This is a genomic window from Micromonospora sp. NBC_01739, from assembly GCF_035920385.1.
Lineage (GTDB): Bacteria > Actinomycetota > Actinomycetes > Mycobacteriales > Micromonosporaceae > Micromonospora.
In genome coordinates, this window is sequence record NZ_CP109151.1 from 2,940,226 (window position 1) to 2,956,284 (window position 16,059).

The 16,059-nt window shown below is 74.4% G+C and carries 16 protein-coding genes; 6 read left to right on the plus strand and 10 right to left on the minus strand.

What is annotated here, in order from left to right; translation table 11 throughout:
• Positions 1–7: 7 nt before the first annotated feature.
• Positions 8–757, plus strand: a complete 750-nt coding sequence (locus OIE53_RS12945) for a TetR/AcrR family transcriptional regulator (protein WP_327026850.1) — start codon at positions 8–10, stop codon at positions 755–757.
• Positions 758–770: 13 nt separating this feature from the next.
• Here OIE53_RS12945 and OIE53_RS12950 read toward each other — a convergent pair whose 3' ends face one another.
• From OIE53_RS12950 to OIE53_RS12985, 8 genes are read right to left on the minus strand one after another with little or no spacing between them, the layout of a single operon-like run.
• Positions 771–1,754, minus strand: a complete 984-nt coding sequence (locus tag OIE53_RS12950; protein WP_327027175.1) for a DNA topoisomerase IB — start codon at positions 1,752–1,754, stop codon at positions 771–773.
• Positions 1,738–2,688 (minus strand): glycosyltransferase family 9 protein, encoded by a 951-nt coding sequence (locus OIE53_RS12955; protein ID WP_327026851.1) that lies wholly within the window; start codon positions 2,686–2,688, stop codon positions 1,738–1,740. The genes OIE53_RS12950 and OIE53_RS12955 overlap by 17 nt, the downstream gene beginning before the upstream one ends.
• On the minus strand, positions 2,685–3,380 hold the full coding sequence (locus tag OIE53_RS12960; RefSeq protein ID WP_327026852.1) for an SDR family oxidoreductase: 696 nt from the start codon (positions 3,378–3,380) through the stop codon (positions 2,685–2,687). The genes OIE53_RS12955 and OIE53_RS12960 overlap by 4 nt, the downstream gene beginning before the upstream one ends.
• Positions 3,377–4,798, minus strand: a complete 1,422-nt coding sequence (locus OIE53_RS12965) for a PfkB family carbohydrate kinase (RefSeq protein WP_327026853.1) — start codon at positions 4,796–4,798, stop codon at positions 3,377–3,379. Before OIE53_RS12965 ends, OIE53_RS12960 begins: the two co-directional genes overlap by 4 nt.
• Before the next feature lie 10 nt (positions 4,799–4,808).
• Complete coding sequence (locus tag OIE53_RS12970; RefSeq protein ID WP_327027176.1) at positions 4,809–5,522, minus strand: D-sedoheptulose-7-phosphate isomerase; 714 nt, start codon at positions 5,520–5,522, stop codon at positions 4,809–4,811.
• Positions 5,519–6,736 carry a glycosyltransferase gene (locus OIE53_RS12975; RefSeq protein WP_327026854.1) on the minus strand — a complete coding sequence of 406 codons (1,218 nt, stop codon included), beginning with the start codon at positions 6,734–6,736 and terminating at the stop codon, positions 5,519–5,521. Before OIE53_RS12975 ends, OIE53_RS12970 begins: the two co-directional genes overlap by 4 nt.
• Positions 6,727–7,698 carry a glycosyltransferase gene (locus OIE53_RS12980; protein WP_327026855.1) on the minus strand — a complete coding sequence of 324 codons (972 nt, stop codon included), beginning with the start codon at positions 7,696–7,698 and terminating at the stop codon, positions 6,727–6,729. Before OIE53_RS12980 ends, OIE53_RS12975 begins: the two co-directional genes overlap by 10 nt.
• The gene (locus OIE53_RS12985; RefSeq protein WP_442791387.1) at positions 7,695–9,317 is read right to left on the minus strand and encodes an HAD-IIIA family hydrolase; all 1,623 of its coding nucleotides are present in this window, start codon (positions 9,315–9,317) and stop codon (positions 7,695–7,697) included. The genes OIE53_RS12980 and OIE53_RS12985 overlap by 4 nt, the downstream gene beginning before the upstream one ends.
• 213 nt (positions 9,318–9,530) lie before the next feature.
• Between OIE53_RS12985 and OIE53_RS12990 the strand changes: the two genes are divergently transcribed.
• On the plus strand, positions 9,531–9,971 hold the full coding sequence (locus tag OIE53_RS12990) for an SRPBCC family protein (protein ID WP_327026856.1): 441 nt from the start codon (positions 9,531–9,533) through the stop codon (positions 9,969–9,971).
• 125 nt (positions 9,972–10,096) lie between these two features.
• Complete coding sequence (locus tag OIE53_RS12995) at positions 10,097–10,864, plus strand: polyprenol monophosphomannose synthase (protein WP_327026857.1); 768 nt, start codon at positions 10,097–10,099, stop codon at positions 10,862–10,864.
• A gap of 6 nt (positions 10,865–10,870) precedes the next feature.
• On the opposite strand, the gene OIE53_RS13000 is transcribed toward OIE53_RS12995, so the two are convergent.
• Positions 10,871–12,484: a phytoene desaturase family protein gene (locus OIE53_RS13000; protein ID WP_327026858.1), complete on the minus strand. Its 1,614-nt coding sequence runs from the start codon at positions 12,482–12,484 to the stop codon at positions 10,871–10,873.
• 69 nt (positions 12,485–12,553) lie between these two features.
• Between OIE53_RS13000 and OIE53_RS13005 the strand changes: the two genes are divergently transcribed.
• Positions 12,554–13,987, plus strand: coding sequence for an aldehyde dehydrogenase family protein (locus OIE53_RS13005; protein WP_327026859.1), 1,434 nt, complete (start codon positions 12,554–12,556; stop codon positions 13,985–13,987).
• A gap of 68 nt (positions 13,988–14,055) precedes the next feature.
• On the opposite strand, the gene OIE53_RS13010 is transcribed toward OIE53_RS13005, so the two are convergent.
• Entirely contained in the window at positions 14,056–14,457 is a 402-nt protein-coding gene (locus OIE53_RS13010) for a ChaB family protein (protein WP_327026860.1), read from the minus strand.
• A 134-nt stretch (positions 14,458–14,591) separates the two neighbouring features.
• Here OIE53_RS13010 and OIE53_RS13015 point away from each other — a divergent pair, with 134 nt between their 5' ends.
• Positions 14,592–15,572, plus strand: a complete 981-nt coding sequence (locus tag OIE53_RS13015; RefSeq protein ID WP_327026861.1) for a YihY/virulence factor BrkB family protein — start codon at positions 14,592–14,594, stop codon at positions 15,570–15,572.
• A 46-nt stretch (positions 15,573–15,618) separates the two neighbouring features.
• Entirely contained in the window at positions 15,619–16,035 is a 417-nt protein-coding gene (locus OIE53_RS13020) for a DUF2795 domain-containing protein (protein WP_327026862.1), read from the plus strand.
• The last annotated feature ends 24 nt before the right edge of the window (positions 16,036–16,059 follow it).

The window sequence follows — 16,059 nt, forward strand, 5'->3', positions numbered from 1 at the left end:
AGGTGGGGTGGGCGAGGTCGAACTGCCCGAGAACATCGCGCTCGCGTGGGGGCTGCGCGACCGGTCCAGTCGGGGCCCCAAGCGCAGTCTCAGCCTGGAACAGGTGGTCGCCACCGGCATCCAGGTCGCCCAGGCCGAGGGGCTGCCCGCGGTGTCGATGAGCCGGGTCGCCAGCGAGCTGGGGGTGTCGACCATGTCGCTGTACCGGTACGTACCGACCAAACACGACCTGCTGGACCTCATGGTCGACACCGCCTTCGGCCCGCCGCCGCCACCTCGCGGCCCCGAGGAGGGCTGGCGATCCGCCCTGGCCCGCTGGGGTGAGGGCAACCTCGTGGCGCTGCGCCGACAGCCCTGGATGCGACATGTGGCGATCAGTGGCCCCCCGATCAACCCGAACCAGGTCCGCTGGTTCGAGTACGGGCTGGTAGCCCTGCGCGGCACCGGGCTGCGGGCCACCGAGCGGATCTCCACCATCATGCTGGTCAGCGGGTACGCGCGCAGCTGGGCCATGATCAGTGTGGATCTCGCCGAGGCCGCCGCCCGGTCCGGGCAGACCCCCGAGGAGGTGGGCCTGCGCTACTGGCGCAACCTGGCCGTGCTCACCGCCCCCGGCCCGTACCCCGCCATCCACGAACTGCTGGCCGAGACCTTCGACGAGGAGGAGCACCCCGACGAGGACTGGCGCTTCGGCCTGGAACGGATGCTCGACGGGGTCGAGGTGCTGATCCGCAACCGCGCCTCGGGCCCGGCCTGAGCAGACTGCAGTCTCAGGCCTCCTCCAACAGGGTCAGCACCGCCCGCTCGGCCTGGTCACGAGGGGTGTCCGGGCGCACCGGCGCCAGCACCCCGTCGTGGAACAGGTCGACCACCCGGGGATCCACATAGGAGGTACGGGCCACCGTCGGGGTGTTGCCCAGCAGCTGGGCCACCTCCCGCATCACCCCCGCCACCGCCCGACGACGGGCCGTCACCGAGCGGGGTGCCCCGAGCGCGGCCAGTTCGGTGGCCGCCCGTACGGTCGCGTGCCAGGTCCGGAAGTCCTTGGCGGTCATCTCCCCGCCGCTGGCCGCACGCAGATAGTCGTTGACCTCGTCGGCCCGCACGTCCCGCCAGTCCCGCCCGTCCCAGTAGCCGAACAGCCGCTGGGCCGAGCGGCGCCGTCTCCGCAGGTCGACCAGCACCTGGCAGAGCTGCGGGTCGGAGACCGACCGCACCTGCTCCACACCCCCCTTGGCGGGGAAGGCGAAGACCACACAGCCCTGCCGCAGCCGGGCGTGCTCCGGACGCAGGGTGGCCACCCCGAAGGTCGGGTCCTCACCGGCGGCGTACTGGTCCCCGCCGACCCGGAAGGTGCCCATGTCCAACAGACGGGTCACCGTGGCCAGCACCCGTTCCCGGCGCAGCCCCCGCCCGGCCAGATCCCGGCCCACCCGCTCCCGCAGCACCGGCAGCCGCCGGGCCACCTCCAGCACATGGTCGAACTTCGCCTGATCCTGACGCTGCCGCCAGAGGGGGTGATAGAGGTACTGCTTGCGGCCGGCGGCGTCGATCCCGGTGGCCTGGATGTGCCCGTTGGGGTACGGCGAGATCCAGACCTGCCGCCAGGCCGGCGGGATGACCAGGGCCCGCAACCGGGCCAGCTCGTCGGGATCGCCCACCGGGGTGCCGTCCGGCCCCAGGTACGACCAGCCCTGGCCGCGCCGGCGGCGTCCGTACCCCGGCCGACCCGGATCGCTACGCCGCAACCGCACGGTCCGCACGCACCGCCCGTTCCACCTCGTCGACGGCCCCCAGCACCCGATCGAGATCGAGCGCGGCCATCGTGGGGTGACTACCTACCCCGTCCCAGTCCGGCCATGCCCCCGGCCCGGCCCAGAGCACCCGGTGCCGTCGCCGCTCCGGCGGCGGCCCCCACCGGCTGGGCGGTACCGGGCCGAAGAGCACCACCGAGGGGGTGCGGTAGCCGGTGGCCAGGTGCGCCACCCCGGTGTCCCCGCTGACCACCAGGCGGGCGTCGGCCACCAGGGCCGCCAGCCCGGCCAGGTCGGTCCCCCCGGCCAGCACCGCCTCCGGGGGCAGCCCGGCCCGCGCCGCGATCCGGGCCACCGTCGAGCGTTCCCGGGCACTGCCGGTCAGCACCACCCGGTGTCCCTGCTCGCTCAGCCGCCGGGCCAGGGCCGCGTACCGGTCGGGTGGCCACCGCTTGGCCGCCACCTTGGACCCGGGATGCAGCACGGTCACCCCGGCCAGGTTCGACCGCGGCGGTCGGCGCAGCTCCAGGTCGGTGGGGTCGGCCGGGATGCCGTGGTCGGCCAGCAGCCGGCACCACCGCGCCACCTCGTGCTCCTCGTCGGCCCACCCCGGCCCGTCCAGATGTCCGGCCTCCGGGTTGGCGAAGGCCAGCAACCGGCCGGGGTCCACGGTGGCCAGCAGCCGATGCGAGTCCGGTCCCCGGCCGTGCAGGTTGACCGCCACCTCGACCGCCGTCCCGGGTCGGTCCAGCCGGTTCAGCCCGGCGGTCGGCAGCAGCCGGTCGACCCCGCCGACCAGCTCGACCAGCGGCGCCAGCCAGGCCGGCGCGGCCAGCACCAACTCCGAATCGGGGTACGCCGCCCGCAACCCCCGCAGCGCCGGGACCGCCGTGGCCAGGTCGCCGACGCCCAGGGCACGCAGGGCCAGGATCACGGGTAGGAGGTTTCCTGCTCGGCGCAGACCACCAGCTCGCGGACCGCGCAGCCGGCGGGCTGGGACAGGGCGAACATGATCGCGGCGGCGGTGTCCCCGGGCTCGTTGAGGATGGCGTCCGGGCCGGGCCGGTACTGCGGGTCCCGATCGTCGAAGAAGGCCGTCCGCATCCCGCCCGGGATCAGCAGGGTCACCCCCACCGTCCCGGCCAGCTCGGCGGCGAGCGCCCGGGTGAACCCGACCACCCCGAACTTGGCCGCGCAGTACGCGGTGGCGTCACTGACCGCCTTCAGCCCCAGGGTGGAGGCCACCGTGACGATGTGGCCCCGGGAGGCCGTCAGGAAGGGCAACGCCGCCCGGATCACCGCGGCGGTGGCCAGCAGGTCCACGGCCACGATCCGGTCCCAGGTCTCGCCGGGCACCTCGGCCAGTCGACCGGGCACGTCGATGCCGGCCGCGGTGACCACCGCGTCCAGTCCCCCGGTCCGCTCGACCAGCCGACGGGTGGCCTGCTCCGCCCCCCGGGTGTCGGCCAGGTCGCATTCGATCCACGGCACCCCGTCGGCGGGGGCCTGCCGGTCGAGCACCAGGGGTCGGCCGCCGGATCGGGCCACCGCGGCGACCACGGCCGCGCCCAGACCGCTGGAACCGCCGGTGACCAGCACCGTCCGGCCGATCTCCGGGGTGCTCATGCCAGGGCTCCGGTGGCCCGGGTGGCCGCGATCAGGCCGGTGGTGGAGCGGCCGTCCAGGTAGGGCACCACCACGCTGTGGCCGCCCCAGCGGCGCAGGATCTCCGCCTCGGGCAGGGCCTCGGCACCACCGGTGGCGTAGTCGCCACCCTTGACCCAGATGTCCGGCCGCAGCCAGGACAGGGCCGCCGCCGGGGTCGACTCCTCGAAGATCACCACCGCGTCGACGCAGCTCAACGCGGCCAGCAGCCGAGCCCGGTCGACCTGCCCGGTGACCGGCCGCTGCGGGCCCTTGAGCCCGGTGACGCTGGCGTCGGAGTTCAGGCACACCACCAGGCAGTCGCCGAGTTGCCGGGCGGCCTGGAGGGTGGCCAGGTGACCGGCGTGCAGCAGGTCGAAACAGCCGCCGGTGGCCACCACGGTGCCCCCGGCGGCCCGGACCCGGGCCACCACGGCGGCGGCCGCGGCCACCCCCACCCGGTCCTCGGCGGCCGGGGTGTGCACCGGCTGCGGGGCCCGCCGCACCGGCGGTGGCAGGGCGGTGGCCACTCCCCCCTCGGCCACGTACGCCGAGGCCTCGGTGACGGCCTCCCGGACCGCCTCGGAGACCACCGCCCCACCGGCCAGGGCCAGGCTGGCGGTGGCCGCGAACCGGTCTCCCGCGCCGCAGGTGTCCCCCTCGGCGGCGACCGGAGCGGGCACCATCAGGGGGGTGGAGTCGGCCTGACTGAGCAGGGCGCCCTCGGCCCCCAGGGTCACCGCGACCGCGCCCGAGCGCCACCGCTGCCGCAGCCGCTCGGCCCCCTCGGCGGCGGTGGCCAACCGGGTAGCCCCGACCGGCGCCTCCACCAGGTGCCGCACCTCGGCCTCGTTCGGGGTGGCCAGGTGCACCCCGGGCACGGCCGCCGGTCCGCGTGGGTGCGGATCCCAGACCACCGGGGCCCGGGTGGCCGCCAGGGCCGCCCGCAGCGCCGGCTGCCGGGCCACCCCCCGGCCGTAGTCGCTGACCAGCACCACGGAGGCCCGTTCGATCACCCGCAGCACGGCCGCTGCGGGCTCCCCCGGCTCGCCGGCGCCACCACCCCGGTCGTGGCGCAGCAGCACCCGCCCACCGGCCCGCAGCCGGATCTTCTCCGGGGTGGCCCCGGTCAGCGGCAACGGATACACCTGCACCCCGGCGGCGGCCAGCAGCACCCCCAGGCGGGCCGCACCGGCGTCCTCGGCCAGCGCGGTGATCAGCACCACCTCGGCGCCCTGGGCAGCCGCGAAGACGGCGGCCAGCCCCGCCCCGCCCGGCCGGTCCAGGTGGGTGAGCTCGTCGAGCACCGGCACCGGCGAGTCCGGACAGAGCCGGTTCACCACGCCCTCGACGTCGCGGTCGAGCAGGGTGTCGCCGAGCACCACCACGGGTCCTGTCACGATTGCCTCCTCACGCCTCGACCGGTCGCCCGACGTCGCCGTCCAGCACCACCTCGACACCGGCCCGGACCGGACCCACCGCCGGCGCGACCGTGGACCGCTCCGGCACCACCGCCGGCGCGACCGTCGGCGGCTCCGGCACCGGCAGGCAGTCCGGCAGCGCCTGTTCGACGTACTCGCAGAGCAGGTGGCTGGAGACCAGGTGCAGTTCCTGCACCACCTGGCTGTCCGGCGACTCCACGGCCAGCACCTCGTGGCAGACCTCGGCCAGGGGGTTCGGTGCCGGGCCGGTGAGAGCCCAGCAGCTCAGCCCGGTCTCCCGGCCGGCCCGGGCGGCGGCCAGCAGGTTGCCGCTGCCGCCGCTGGTGGACAGCAGCAGCAGTACGTCCTCCGGCCGGCCGTGGGCTCGGACCTGGCGGGCGAAGACCTCGTCGTAGCCGTAGTCGTTGCCGATCGCGGTCAACGCCGAGGTTTCGGCGTGCAGGGCGATCGCGGACAGGGGCTGCCGGTCCTCACGCAACTTGCCGACCAGTTCGGCCGTCAGGTGTTGGGCCTCGGCGGCGCTGCCGCCGTTGCCGGCCACCAGCAGCCGACCGCCGTTGGTGAGCCGCCGGGCCAGGGTGGCCCCCCACCTGGCGAGCAGCGGCTCGCACCGTCGATACGGCGGCAGGGCCACCGCCAGGTTGGCCAGGTGCCGCTCCAACAGGGTGGTCGCCGGCATCAGGCCACCACCCGGGTCGGCCGACGTACGGCGACCACCTCGGCGTACACCTCGACCAGCCGTTGGGCGGTCACCGTCCAGGAGTAGTGCTGCCGGGCCCGGGCCCGGGCCGCGCCCGCGTAGGCGAACCGGCGGATCCGGTCGTCCAGCAGCCGCCGCAGCGCCTCGCCCAACGACCGGGGATCCCGGGCCGGCACCAGATCCCCGGTCACCCCGTCGACCACGGTGTCCCGCAGCCCCCCGACGGCGGTGGCCACCACGGGTACCCCGCAGGCCATCGCCTCCAGGGGGGTCAGGCCGAAGGGTTCGTACCAGGGGGCGGCGACCAGGATGTCCGCCGACCGGTACCAGCGGCCCATCTCCTCCCGGGGCACCGCCCCCACCAGCCGGACCCGGTCGGCCACCTCGCAACTGCCGGCCAGGGCCCGCAACCGCCGGGCGTACGGGTCGGCCTCCAGCAACCCGGCCGGTGGCCCACCCACGACCACACACTCCGCCTCGGGTACGTGGGCCATGGCCCGCACCACGGTCTGGAACCCCTTGCGTTCCACCAGCCGCCCGACCGTGAGGATCCGGGGCCGGTCCGGTTCCCGCTCGGCGGCCGGGCCCAGCGGGGCGAAGGTGGCCAGGTTCACCCCGGAGGGGATGACGGTCATCGCCGAGCGGGGCACTCCCATCCGGACCAGCTCACCGACCTCGTCCCGGCACTGGGCGACGACCCGGTCGACGGAGCGGCCCAACTGGAGTTCGTAGCCGATGCGGCGGGCCGGGCTGGTGTCCTGCACCCCCTGGTGACGGCGCTTGACCGTGCCCAGGGCGTGGTAGGTCTGCACCACCGGGATCCCGAGGGCCCGGCCGGCCTGGAGGGCGGCCAGTCCACTCATCCAGAAGTGCGCGTGGATCACCTCGGGGGTCCAGTCCCCGCCGCGCCACTGCTCCACCAGCCAGGCCCCGAAGGGGCGCATGTGCGGCAGCAGGGCGTCCTTGGCCACCGGTTCGGCCGGCCCGGCCGGTACGTGCACCACCTCGTAGCCGTCCGGGGTGGGTACGGTCACCGGCAGGTCGACCGCGTCGCGCCGGGTGTAGACCCGTACCTCGTGCCCGGCGGCGACCAGCGCGGCGGACAGCTCCGCGACATGGGTGTTCTGACCACCGGCGTCCTCGCTGCCCAGGATGGCTAGCGGGCTGGCGTGCTCCGAGATCATCGCTATCCGCATACTTCCTCCTCCAGCAGCCGGTCCCAGTCGGCGAGGAAACGGTCGAGGCCGTAGCGCTCCCGGGCGGCGACCCGGGCCGCCCGACCCGCCCGGCGGGCCTGCTGCGGCTGGGCGACGAGGTCGGCGGCGGCCGCCAGCAGGGTGTCCACCCGGGTGGAGAGCGCACCGGCCTGCGGCGGCACCGCCATCGCCGCCTCCGTGGTGGCCAGCGCCACCACCGGCATGCCGATGCTCATCGCCTCGATCAGGCTCAGCCCGAGCGAGGTCCACCGGCACAGGTGCAGGTACGCCCGGCGGCGCGCCAACTCGGCGTGCATCCGGTGCTGCGGCACGTCGTCGTGGCTGGTCAGCCGGTCGGCGGGCAGCCCCAGGTGGTCGGCCAGCCCGGCCACCTTCATGCCGAACACGTCCAGCGGGGCGATCTCGGCGAACCGGGGCAGCAGGTCGGTCCCGGTGACCCGCCACCGGCGTACCGGCTCGTTGATCACCACCGCCAGCCGGTCCAGTTCCCCGGTGTACTCCACCGCCGGTGGCACGATGCCGTGGTCGATGACCGTCGTCCGGGTGGCCCCGGTGTCCCAGAAGAGTTCGTTGAACGCGGTGACGTGCGCGATCAGCAGGTCGTCCCGGTCGGCCATGGGGTGACGGCTGTGCGGGACCTCGCCGTCCTTGGGGGTGTTGTGCTCCACGTAGATCGCCGGCAGGTCCACGCCGGGCCGGCGGCCCAGCCATTCGGTGGCCAGGTCCAACTCCTCCGGGCGTTGCAGGATGACGAGGTCCACCTCGGCGGTACGCAACTGCTCCGGGCTCACCTCGGCCGCGCTGTCCGGCCAGGTGTAGGTGCGGGCCCGACCCAGGCCGTACGGCCCCCGGTCCGGGGTGGCCGGTACCAGGTACCGGTGTTTGCCGTGCACGAAGGAGGTGGTCCAGGAGCCGTGCACGTGCCAGAGCAGGATGTTCATCGGCTGTTCCCGCTGCTGGCTACCGGCACGTCCAGCAACCGCAGGGCGGCCAGGACGGCGTCCGGTTCCACCCGGCTCAGGCAGGGGTGTCCGGGTACCGGGCAGCGCGCGGCCCGGGTGTCGCGGCAGGGGGCGGTGGCGTCGCCCAGGCGTACGGTCGGCACCCGCCAGGGGCCCCACTGTCCGAAGGGGACCGTGGGGGCGAAGAGGCTGACCACCGGCACCTCGTGGGCGGCGGCCAGGTGCGCCGGGCCGGTGTTTCCCACCACGACCGCACCGGCCGCCGCGACCACCCCGGACAGTTCGGCCAGCCCGGTCCGCCCGCCCAGGTCCACCGCGTGAGCACCGGCCACCCGGGCGGTCAGGTCGCGTTCCCGGGCATCCCCGGTGACCACCACCCGGTGCCCGGCGCGCACCAGGTGCCGGCAGATCCGCTCGGCCACCTCCGGTGGGCAGCCCCGGGCCTGGGCCGCCGACCCGGGATGCAGCACCACGTACCCGGGCGCACCGGCCTCGGGTGGCGGCGGTGGGGCCGGACGCAACCGCAGTCGGGGCTGGTCGCCCGGGGGCAGGGGATAGCCCGCCGCTGCGGCCAGGGACAGGGCGCGTTCGGCCTCCGGCACCCCGGGCGGTACCCGGTGCCGCACGTCCAGCAGGGCCCCGGGGTAGTCGTCGCTGATCGCGGCGATCCGGGCCACCCCGGCCATCCGCAGCAGCAGGGCCAACGGCAGCGGCGACTGGTGGAAGGAGGTGAAGATCACCGCCTCCTCGGCCCCTACGGCGGCCAGCCGGGCCACCAGGGCGGTCATCTCCGCCGCCTCGACCGGTGCGGGTGCCGGGTCGATCCACGGCAACCGGTGCTCCACCACCTCGTCGACCCCCGGCAACAGGTCGGCGGCGGCCCGTCCGCGGGGGCCGCAGAGCAGCACCACCCGGTCGGCTCCGGCGGCCACCGCCCGGATTCCCGGCCCGGTCACCAGCACGTCGCCCGCCGAGTCCGACCGCACCACCAGCACGGTCCGTCCCCGGTCGGGCGGGGCCCCGGCGGGGGCGGGTCGCAGGGCCTGCTGGCGGCGCAGGATCTCCCCTACCGCCGAGGGCAGGTCGTCGGCCACCCAGGGGGCCGCGGCGATCTCCTCGGCCCGGGTGACCGGGGTGGGCACCAGGACACCGGCCGCCCCGGCGGCCAGGGCCGCGGTGACGTCCCGTCCGATGTCACCGATCAGCACGCAGCGGGCCGGCACGGTGCCCAGGGCCTCGGCTGCGGCGTACACCAGACCCGGGGCCGGTTTGCGGCAGACACAGGCGTCCCCGTCGTCGTGCGGGCACACCTGCCAACTGTCGAAGGGCCCCAACAGCTCCTCGACCCGGTCGTGCACCCGCTCCAGTTGCCCCTGGGTGAACAGGCCCCGGGCCAGCCCGGACTGGTTGGTCACCACGGCGAGTCGCAGACCGGCGGCCCGCAGCCGGTCCAGCGCCGCGCGGGCGCCGGGCATGGCCCGTACCTTGTCCGGATCACCGTTGTACGGCACGTCCTCGATCAGGGTGCCGTCGCGGTCCAGCAGCACCGCGTCGAACAGTCCGGACCCGCGACCGGCCGGTCCCGCGCCGGCCGGCACCTCGGCTGGCCTGCGCTGATCCGGTTGCCCATGGTCCCCTCGCACGGGCGGCGGGTTCCCGGCGCCCCGAGGAGTAAACGTCGACTGCGACGCGGCGGACGAGGCCGGCGCGTCGGCGGCCGGTGACGCCGCCAGCGGTGGCCTTACCCGTCGCCCCGGAGAAGCTAACCCGCCTGCCGTTAGCCGGCCCGGCGGGCTGGGTAGGGAGACCCGATGGCGATCGTGCAGCGGGTGATCGAGGCCCCGGTCGGGCAGGTCTGGGCGGTGCTCGCGGACGGCTGGACCTACAGCGACTGGGTGGTCGGCACCGCCCACATGCGGGACGTGGACGACGGCTGGCCGGCGGTCGGCACCCGCCTGCACCACCGGGCCGGGCCCTGGCCCTTCTCCCTGGAGGACTCCTCCGTGGTGCTGGAGTGTGAGCCGGAACGCAAGCTGGTGCTGCGGGTGAAGCTCTGGCCGGCCGGGGAGGCCGTGGTGGTGTTCACCCTGGAACCGGTCGGGCCGGAGGCCACCCGGGTGTCCCTCGGCGAGGACTTCGCCGCCGGTCCGCTGCGCTGGATCCGTACCAAACTCAACGATCTGGTGCTGCACCTGCGCAACCGGGAGACCCTCAACCGGCTCGCCGACATCGCCCGGCGGCAGAAGGACTGACCGCGCTGCGCACGGAAGCCCACGTCGGCGTAGCGGTGGAGAACGGGCGGGGGAGCCATTTCGCCCCGGAAGGGGCAACTGGCTACTCTCTGAAGGACCCTGTTCGCAGATTGAGGATGTCCCCCATGATCGAACCCGTCCAGTTACCCTCGCCGTGGCGGGACGTGCGCCTGACTGTCGTGGTGCCGACCTACAACGAGGCCGGCAACCTGCCGACCCTGGTCGAGCGGCTCCTCGCTCTGCCGCTGCCCGGCCTGAAGGTGCTGGTCGCCGACGACAACTCCCCGGACGGCACCGGCGAGGTGGCCGACAAGCTGGCCATCGAGCATCCCGAGCGCATCGAGGTGGTGCACCGGCCCGGCAAGGAGGGTCTCGGGCGGGCCTACGTGGACGGGATCGGGCGGGCCCTGGCCGGCGGCGCGGAGTACGTCGCCCAGATGGACGCTGACCTGTCGCACCCCCCGGAGGCGCTGCCCGGCATGCTGGGTGCCCTGCTCTCCACCCAGGCCGGGGTGGTGATCGGGTCGCGGTACGTCCCCGGTGGCGAGCTGGACGAGAACTGGCCCTTGTACCGCCGGGCCCTCAGCGGCTGGGCCAACCTCTACGTGCACACCCTGCTGCGGGTACGGATCCGGGACCTGACCGCCGGGTTCAAGATCTGGCGGGCGGACGCGTTGCGCGACATCGGTCTGGAGCGGGTGCAGTCCAACGGCTACAGCTTCCAGGTGGAGATGCACTACCTGGCCACCAAGCTGGGGCACACCATCCTGGAGGTGCCGATCCGGTTCGAGGAGCGGCGGGACGGTGCCTCGAAGATGACCACCGCCACCAAGATCGAAAGCGCCCTGATGCCGTTCAAGCTGCGTACCCGGCATCGTCACCTGGACGGCTGAGGCGGTTCAGCGGTAGATCGCACGGTGGGCGGTGCGTACCGCCCGGTGGTAGACCTCGCCGGTGAGAACGCCGTCGCGGGCCAGCGCGGCCCGGGCGGCGTTCGCGCCGGGTGCGCCGTGCACCCCGCCGCCGGGGTGCGCCGACGAACTGGCCAGGAAGAGCCGGTCGACCGGGGTGTCCGCCCGTCCCAGGCCGGGGACCGGGCGCAGGAACAGTTGCTGGTACGGCGCGGCCGTGCCCCCGCCCAGGGCCCCACCGACCAGACTCGGATTGGCCTGCTCCAACTCGGCCGGCCCGGCGACGTGCCGGCCGACGACCAGGCTCCGGAAGCCGGGGGCGGCGTCCTCCAGCACCCCCTCCATCCGCTCGACATGGGTCATCAGTTCCTCGGCCCGCCAGTCCCGACGGAACGGCAGATGGGTGTACGCCCAGAGGGACTCCGTGCCCGGCGGGGAGTGGCTGGGGTCGGCCACGGACATCTGCCCGAGCAGCAGGAACGGATCACGGGGCAGTTTCCCCCGGGCCAGGTCGGCGGAGTACCCGGTCAGCCCGTCGAGATCCGCGCCCAGGTGCACCGTGCCTACGGTGGCCAGTTCCCGGTTGCGCCACGGCATCGGCCCGGACAGCGCCCAGTCCACCTTCAGGGTGGAGCCGTCCCAGCGGAAGTGCTCCAGGTCGGCCACCAACCTCGGCGGTAGCGCGGCGGCGCCGACCAGGTCCAGGTAGAGGGCCGGGGCGGGCACATCGGCCAGCACCGCCCGCCGGGCCCGCCAGAGGCGTCCACCGGCCGTGCGTACCCCCACCGCCCGACCCCGGGCGATCAGCACCCGGTCGACCCGGGCCCCGTAGTGGATCCGGCCACCCCGCTCGGTCAGCCGGGCCACCAGGGCGTCGGTGATCTTCTGGGCCCCGCCCACCGGCACCGGCCAGCCGACCTGCTGTCCCAGCATCGCCAGCAGCCAGCCGTACACCCCGGAGCCGGCCTCCTCGGGGGACAGGTCGGTGTGCAGGGCAGAGCCGGCCAGCAGGGCGGTGCCGCCGGCACCGGCGAACAGTTCCGCGCCGAGGCGGCGTACCGGCAGCACCATCCGCCGGGCCAGCCGCAGCGAACCGCCGACCCGCAACCGACGCAGCAGGTCCAGCCCCCCGCGTACCGGCGGGAAGGGCCTGGTGATCAGGCCGATCATCGGGTCGGACACCTGCCGCCACTGGTCGTACGCGGTCAGCCAACGCTGCCCGTCACCGGGGGCGAACTCCTCCAGGGAGGCGGCCGTGACCGCCGGATCCCGGTTGAGCAGCGCCGCCCGCCCGTCGGGGAACAGGTGGGCCAGCACGTCCGGGGCGTGTCGCCAGGCCAGCCCGTGACGGGACAACTCCAGTTCCCGCAGCACCGGGGAGGCGTAGCCCAGGGGGTAGAAGGAGCTGTAGAGGTCGCTCAGGTAACCCGGTGCGGTGACCTCGGCCGAACGCACCGCCCCGCCGGGCACCTGGGTGGCCTCCAGGACCACCACCTCCCAACCGGCGTCGGCCAGCAGGTTGGCGGCGACCAGCCCGTTGTGCCCTGCTCCGATGACGAGGGCGTCGGCGCGTTCGGCCCCGATGGAACCCGGCGAAATCATCCACGGACGCTACCCCGCGGCCAACCGGGCGAAACGTTTGCCGGGCGCGACCGGGGGCATGCAGCGCCCATGTACACCGTTACGCAGCTGATCGGTGGGGTGTGGGGGGCCGGCGGGGACGACGGCGAGTTCGTGGTGTGCGACCCCTCGGACGGCAACCGGGTGAGCACCGCGCCGATCGCCCCGGCCGACGAGGTCGACAAGGCCGTGGCGGCGGCCCGTGGGATGGCTGCCCAGTGGGCCAGCACCCCGGCGGCGGAGCGGGCCTCGGCCCTGCTGCGGGCCGCCGAGGCGGTGGCCGAGGTGGCCGACGAGCTGGCCCAGGCCACCACCGCGGAGATGGGCAAGCCCCTGGCCGATGCCCGGGGCGGGGTCGAGGCCGGCATCGCCACCCTGCGCCAGTACGCCGAACTGGCCCCGGCCCGCGGCGGTCGTACCCTGCACGGCGATCCCGCCGCCCTGGACTTCATGACCCCCGAGCCGCGCGGGGTGGTCGCCGTCCTCACCCCCTGGAACGATCCCGTGGCGGTGGCCTGTGGGCTGCTGGGGGCCGCCCTGGTGACCGGCAACGTGGTGCTGCACAAGCCGAGCGAACGGACGCCGGCCACCGGGTGGCTGCTGGCCCGGGCCCTGGACTCCGCACTGCCGGCCGGGGTGCTGTCCCTGATCACCGGCGGGCCGGAAACGGGGGCCGCGCTGGCCGCCGCCGAGGTGGACGTGGTGGCGCATGTCGGCTCCACCGCCACCGGCCGGGCGATCGCCGCGGCGGCCGCCGCCGGGGGCGCCAAGGTGCTGTTGGAGAACGGCGGCAGCGACCCGCTGATCGTGGACGCCGAGGTCGACCCGGTCTGGGCGGCCGAGCAGGCGGCCCAGGGGGCCTTCGCCAACGCGGGACAGATCTGCGTGGCGGTGGAACGGATCTACGCCCACCGGGACATCGCGGAGGACTTCGTCGACGCCCTGGTGGAGCGGGCCGCCGCCCTGCGGGTGGGGCCGGGTCGTGACCCCCGGACCGACCTGGGTCCGCTGGTCGACCGACGCCACCGGGACCAGGTGCACGGGCAGGTCACCGCGGCGGCTGCCGAGGGGGCCCGGATCCGGGTCGGCGGCACCCTGCCCGAGGGGCCCGGCGCCTACTATCCGGCCACCGTGGTCGACAACTGTCGGCACGACCTCACCCTGGTCCGGGAGGAGACCTTCGGGCCGGTGGCCCCGGTGGTGGTGGTCGACTCGTTCAGCGAGGCGCTGCGCTGTGCCGCCGATTCGCCGTACGGGCTGGCCGCCACGGTGTTGACCAGGTCGATGAGTCACGCCCAGCGGGCCTGGCGGGAGTTGCCGGTGGGCACGGTGAAGGTGAACGCGGTCTTCGGCGGGGCCCCGGCCGGTGCCGCCCATCCGCGTCGGGGCAGCGGCCAGGGCTTCGGGTACGGGCCGGAACTGCTCGACGAGTTCACCGCCATGAAGGCGGTGCACCTTCAGGCCCCGGGCGGCGGTCACTGGTGAGACAGTGCGGCCCCGGTGGCGGGCGTACCGCTGCGACCGGGACCGCCTACGAGGGGCCTACCACCGGGTCAGCCGCCGCGGGCCTTGCGGGTCAGCCGGTCGTTGGCCTTCTCGATGGCCTTGACCAGTTCCGGTTTGGCCATGCTGGACCGGCCCCGGATGTCGAGTTTGCGGGCCACCTCAAGGAGATGCTCCTTGGGTGCGTTGGCGTCCACCCCACCGGCGGTGGGTGCGCGACGCTCCGGACCCCCACCTTCGGCCTGCCGGTCGCTGGGACCCTTGCGGCCCTTCGGCTCCCAGTGGTCGCCCACCTTCTCGAACTGGTGCTTCACGGCGGCGAAGGCCGCACGGTGCGCCCGCTGCCCCTCGCCGTAGGTCTGCACCGCGGAATCGTGTGTCTTCTCCCAGGTGCGCTGGGCCTTCTCCGGGGAGCGCCGCAGCGTGCTGGGCAGTACCTCGCGCCCGGGCATCTCGGTTCCTCCTTCGTCGGCTGGGATTCCGGGTCGTCTTCCCGTCGGTCTCGCCGGTAAACCAGGGCGGCGGTTTGTCGTCGTTTCGCACCGGGTACCGGCCGGGCCTGGGTCGCGTACGGCTAGGAGCGGTGATGACCACGACGAACCCCGACCTCCCTCCGGCCGAGGCCCCGACCTCGCCGCTGCCCCGGCGGATCCGCCAGTTGCACCTGTCGACCTGGCGCGGGGTGCTGCTCCGCAGCGGCCGCAACTACCTGCGGGACAACTGCACGGACTGGGCCGCCGCCCTCACCTACTACGGGGTGCTCGCCCTCTTCCCCTCCACCGTGGTGGTGGTCGCCCTGGTCGGTCTCGTCTCCGACGGCGAACGCACCGTCGACACCGTGCTGGACCTGGCCCGGGGGGTGGGTGCCGGAGCGGTGGTGGGCAACGAGGGTTTCGTCGGGGTGGTCCGGGCGGTGGTGGACCAGAACAGCTCCGCCGGGGTCCTGCTGAGTTTCGGCCTGCTGGGTGCCCTCTGGTCGGCCTCGAACTTCATCGCCTCCTTCACCCGGGCCTCGAACGCGATCTACGGGGTGGCCGAGGGACGGCCGGTGTGGCGGCTGCGTCCGATGCAGATCGGGCTGGCCGCCCTGTCCCTGGTCCTGCTGGCCACGGTCGCCGCCGGTCTGATCGTCAGCGGCCCGGTGGCGGACGCGGTCGGTGATCTGATCGGTGCAGGCGGGGCGGCCCGCACCGCCTGGGCGGTGGCCAAGTGGCCGGCCCTGGCGATGATCGCCATGCTGCTGCTGTCCCTGCTGTTCTGGGTGGCCCCGAACGTGCGTCAGCCCCGGTTCCGCTGGCTGACCCCCGGCGGTGCGGTGGCTCTGCTGGCCTGGATGCTGGCCTCCTTCGGCTTCGGGCTGTACGTGGCGAACTTCGGCTCCTACGACGCCACCTACGGCAGCCTCGGGGCGGTCATCGCCTTCCTGGTCTGGCTCTACCTGTCCAACTCGGCGCTGATGCTCGGGGTTCAGATCAACGCCGAACTCCAGCGCGGTCGGGTGCTCCAGTCCGGTGCCGCAGACCCCAGCGAACCGGTGCTGCCCCCGCGATCCCCGGCCGGTTCGTGACCGCTTGCCGGGTTTACCACCCGCCCTGCCGGGTAGCGCAGAAGACATGGATCGCGGCAACAGCAAGCACGCACCCAGGGTCGACGACCAGATGGGCCAGGAGGTCAACGGCCTGGTCCAAGGGCCGGGGACCGGTGGCTCGCGGGTCGACGAGACCCGGGTACCGGAACCGGCCGGCGAGGATCAGCCGGAGACGACCACCGCCGTGGGCGGTGATCAGCGCAGCGGGACTCCGCAGGGGATGACCTCCGAGGACGTCGAGGCGCGCAGCCGGCTAGGGCGATTCATCACGATGACCGCCCTGCCCGGCGACCGGGCCGCCCTGCTCGCCAACGCGCGGGAGAACGAGGCGCCCGACGACGTGCTGGCCGCACTGGAGCGGCTGCCGGAGGGCACCCGGTACCAGACCGTGTCCGAGGTCTGGGCGGCGCTGGGGCACAAGAACGAGACGACGCGCTGGTGAGGTGGGCCACCCAGGTCCACCGCC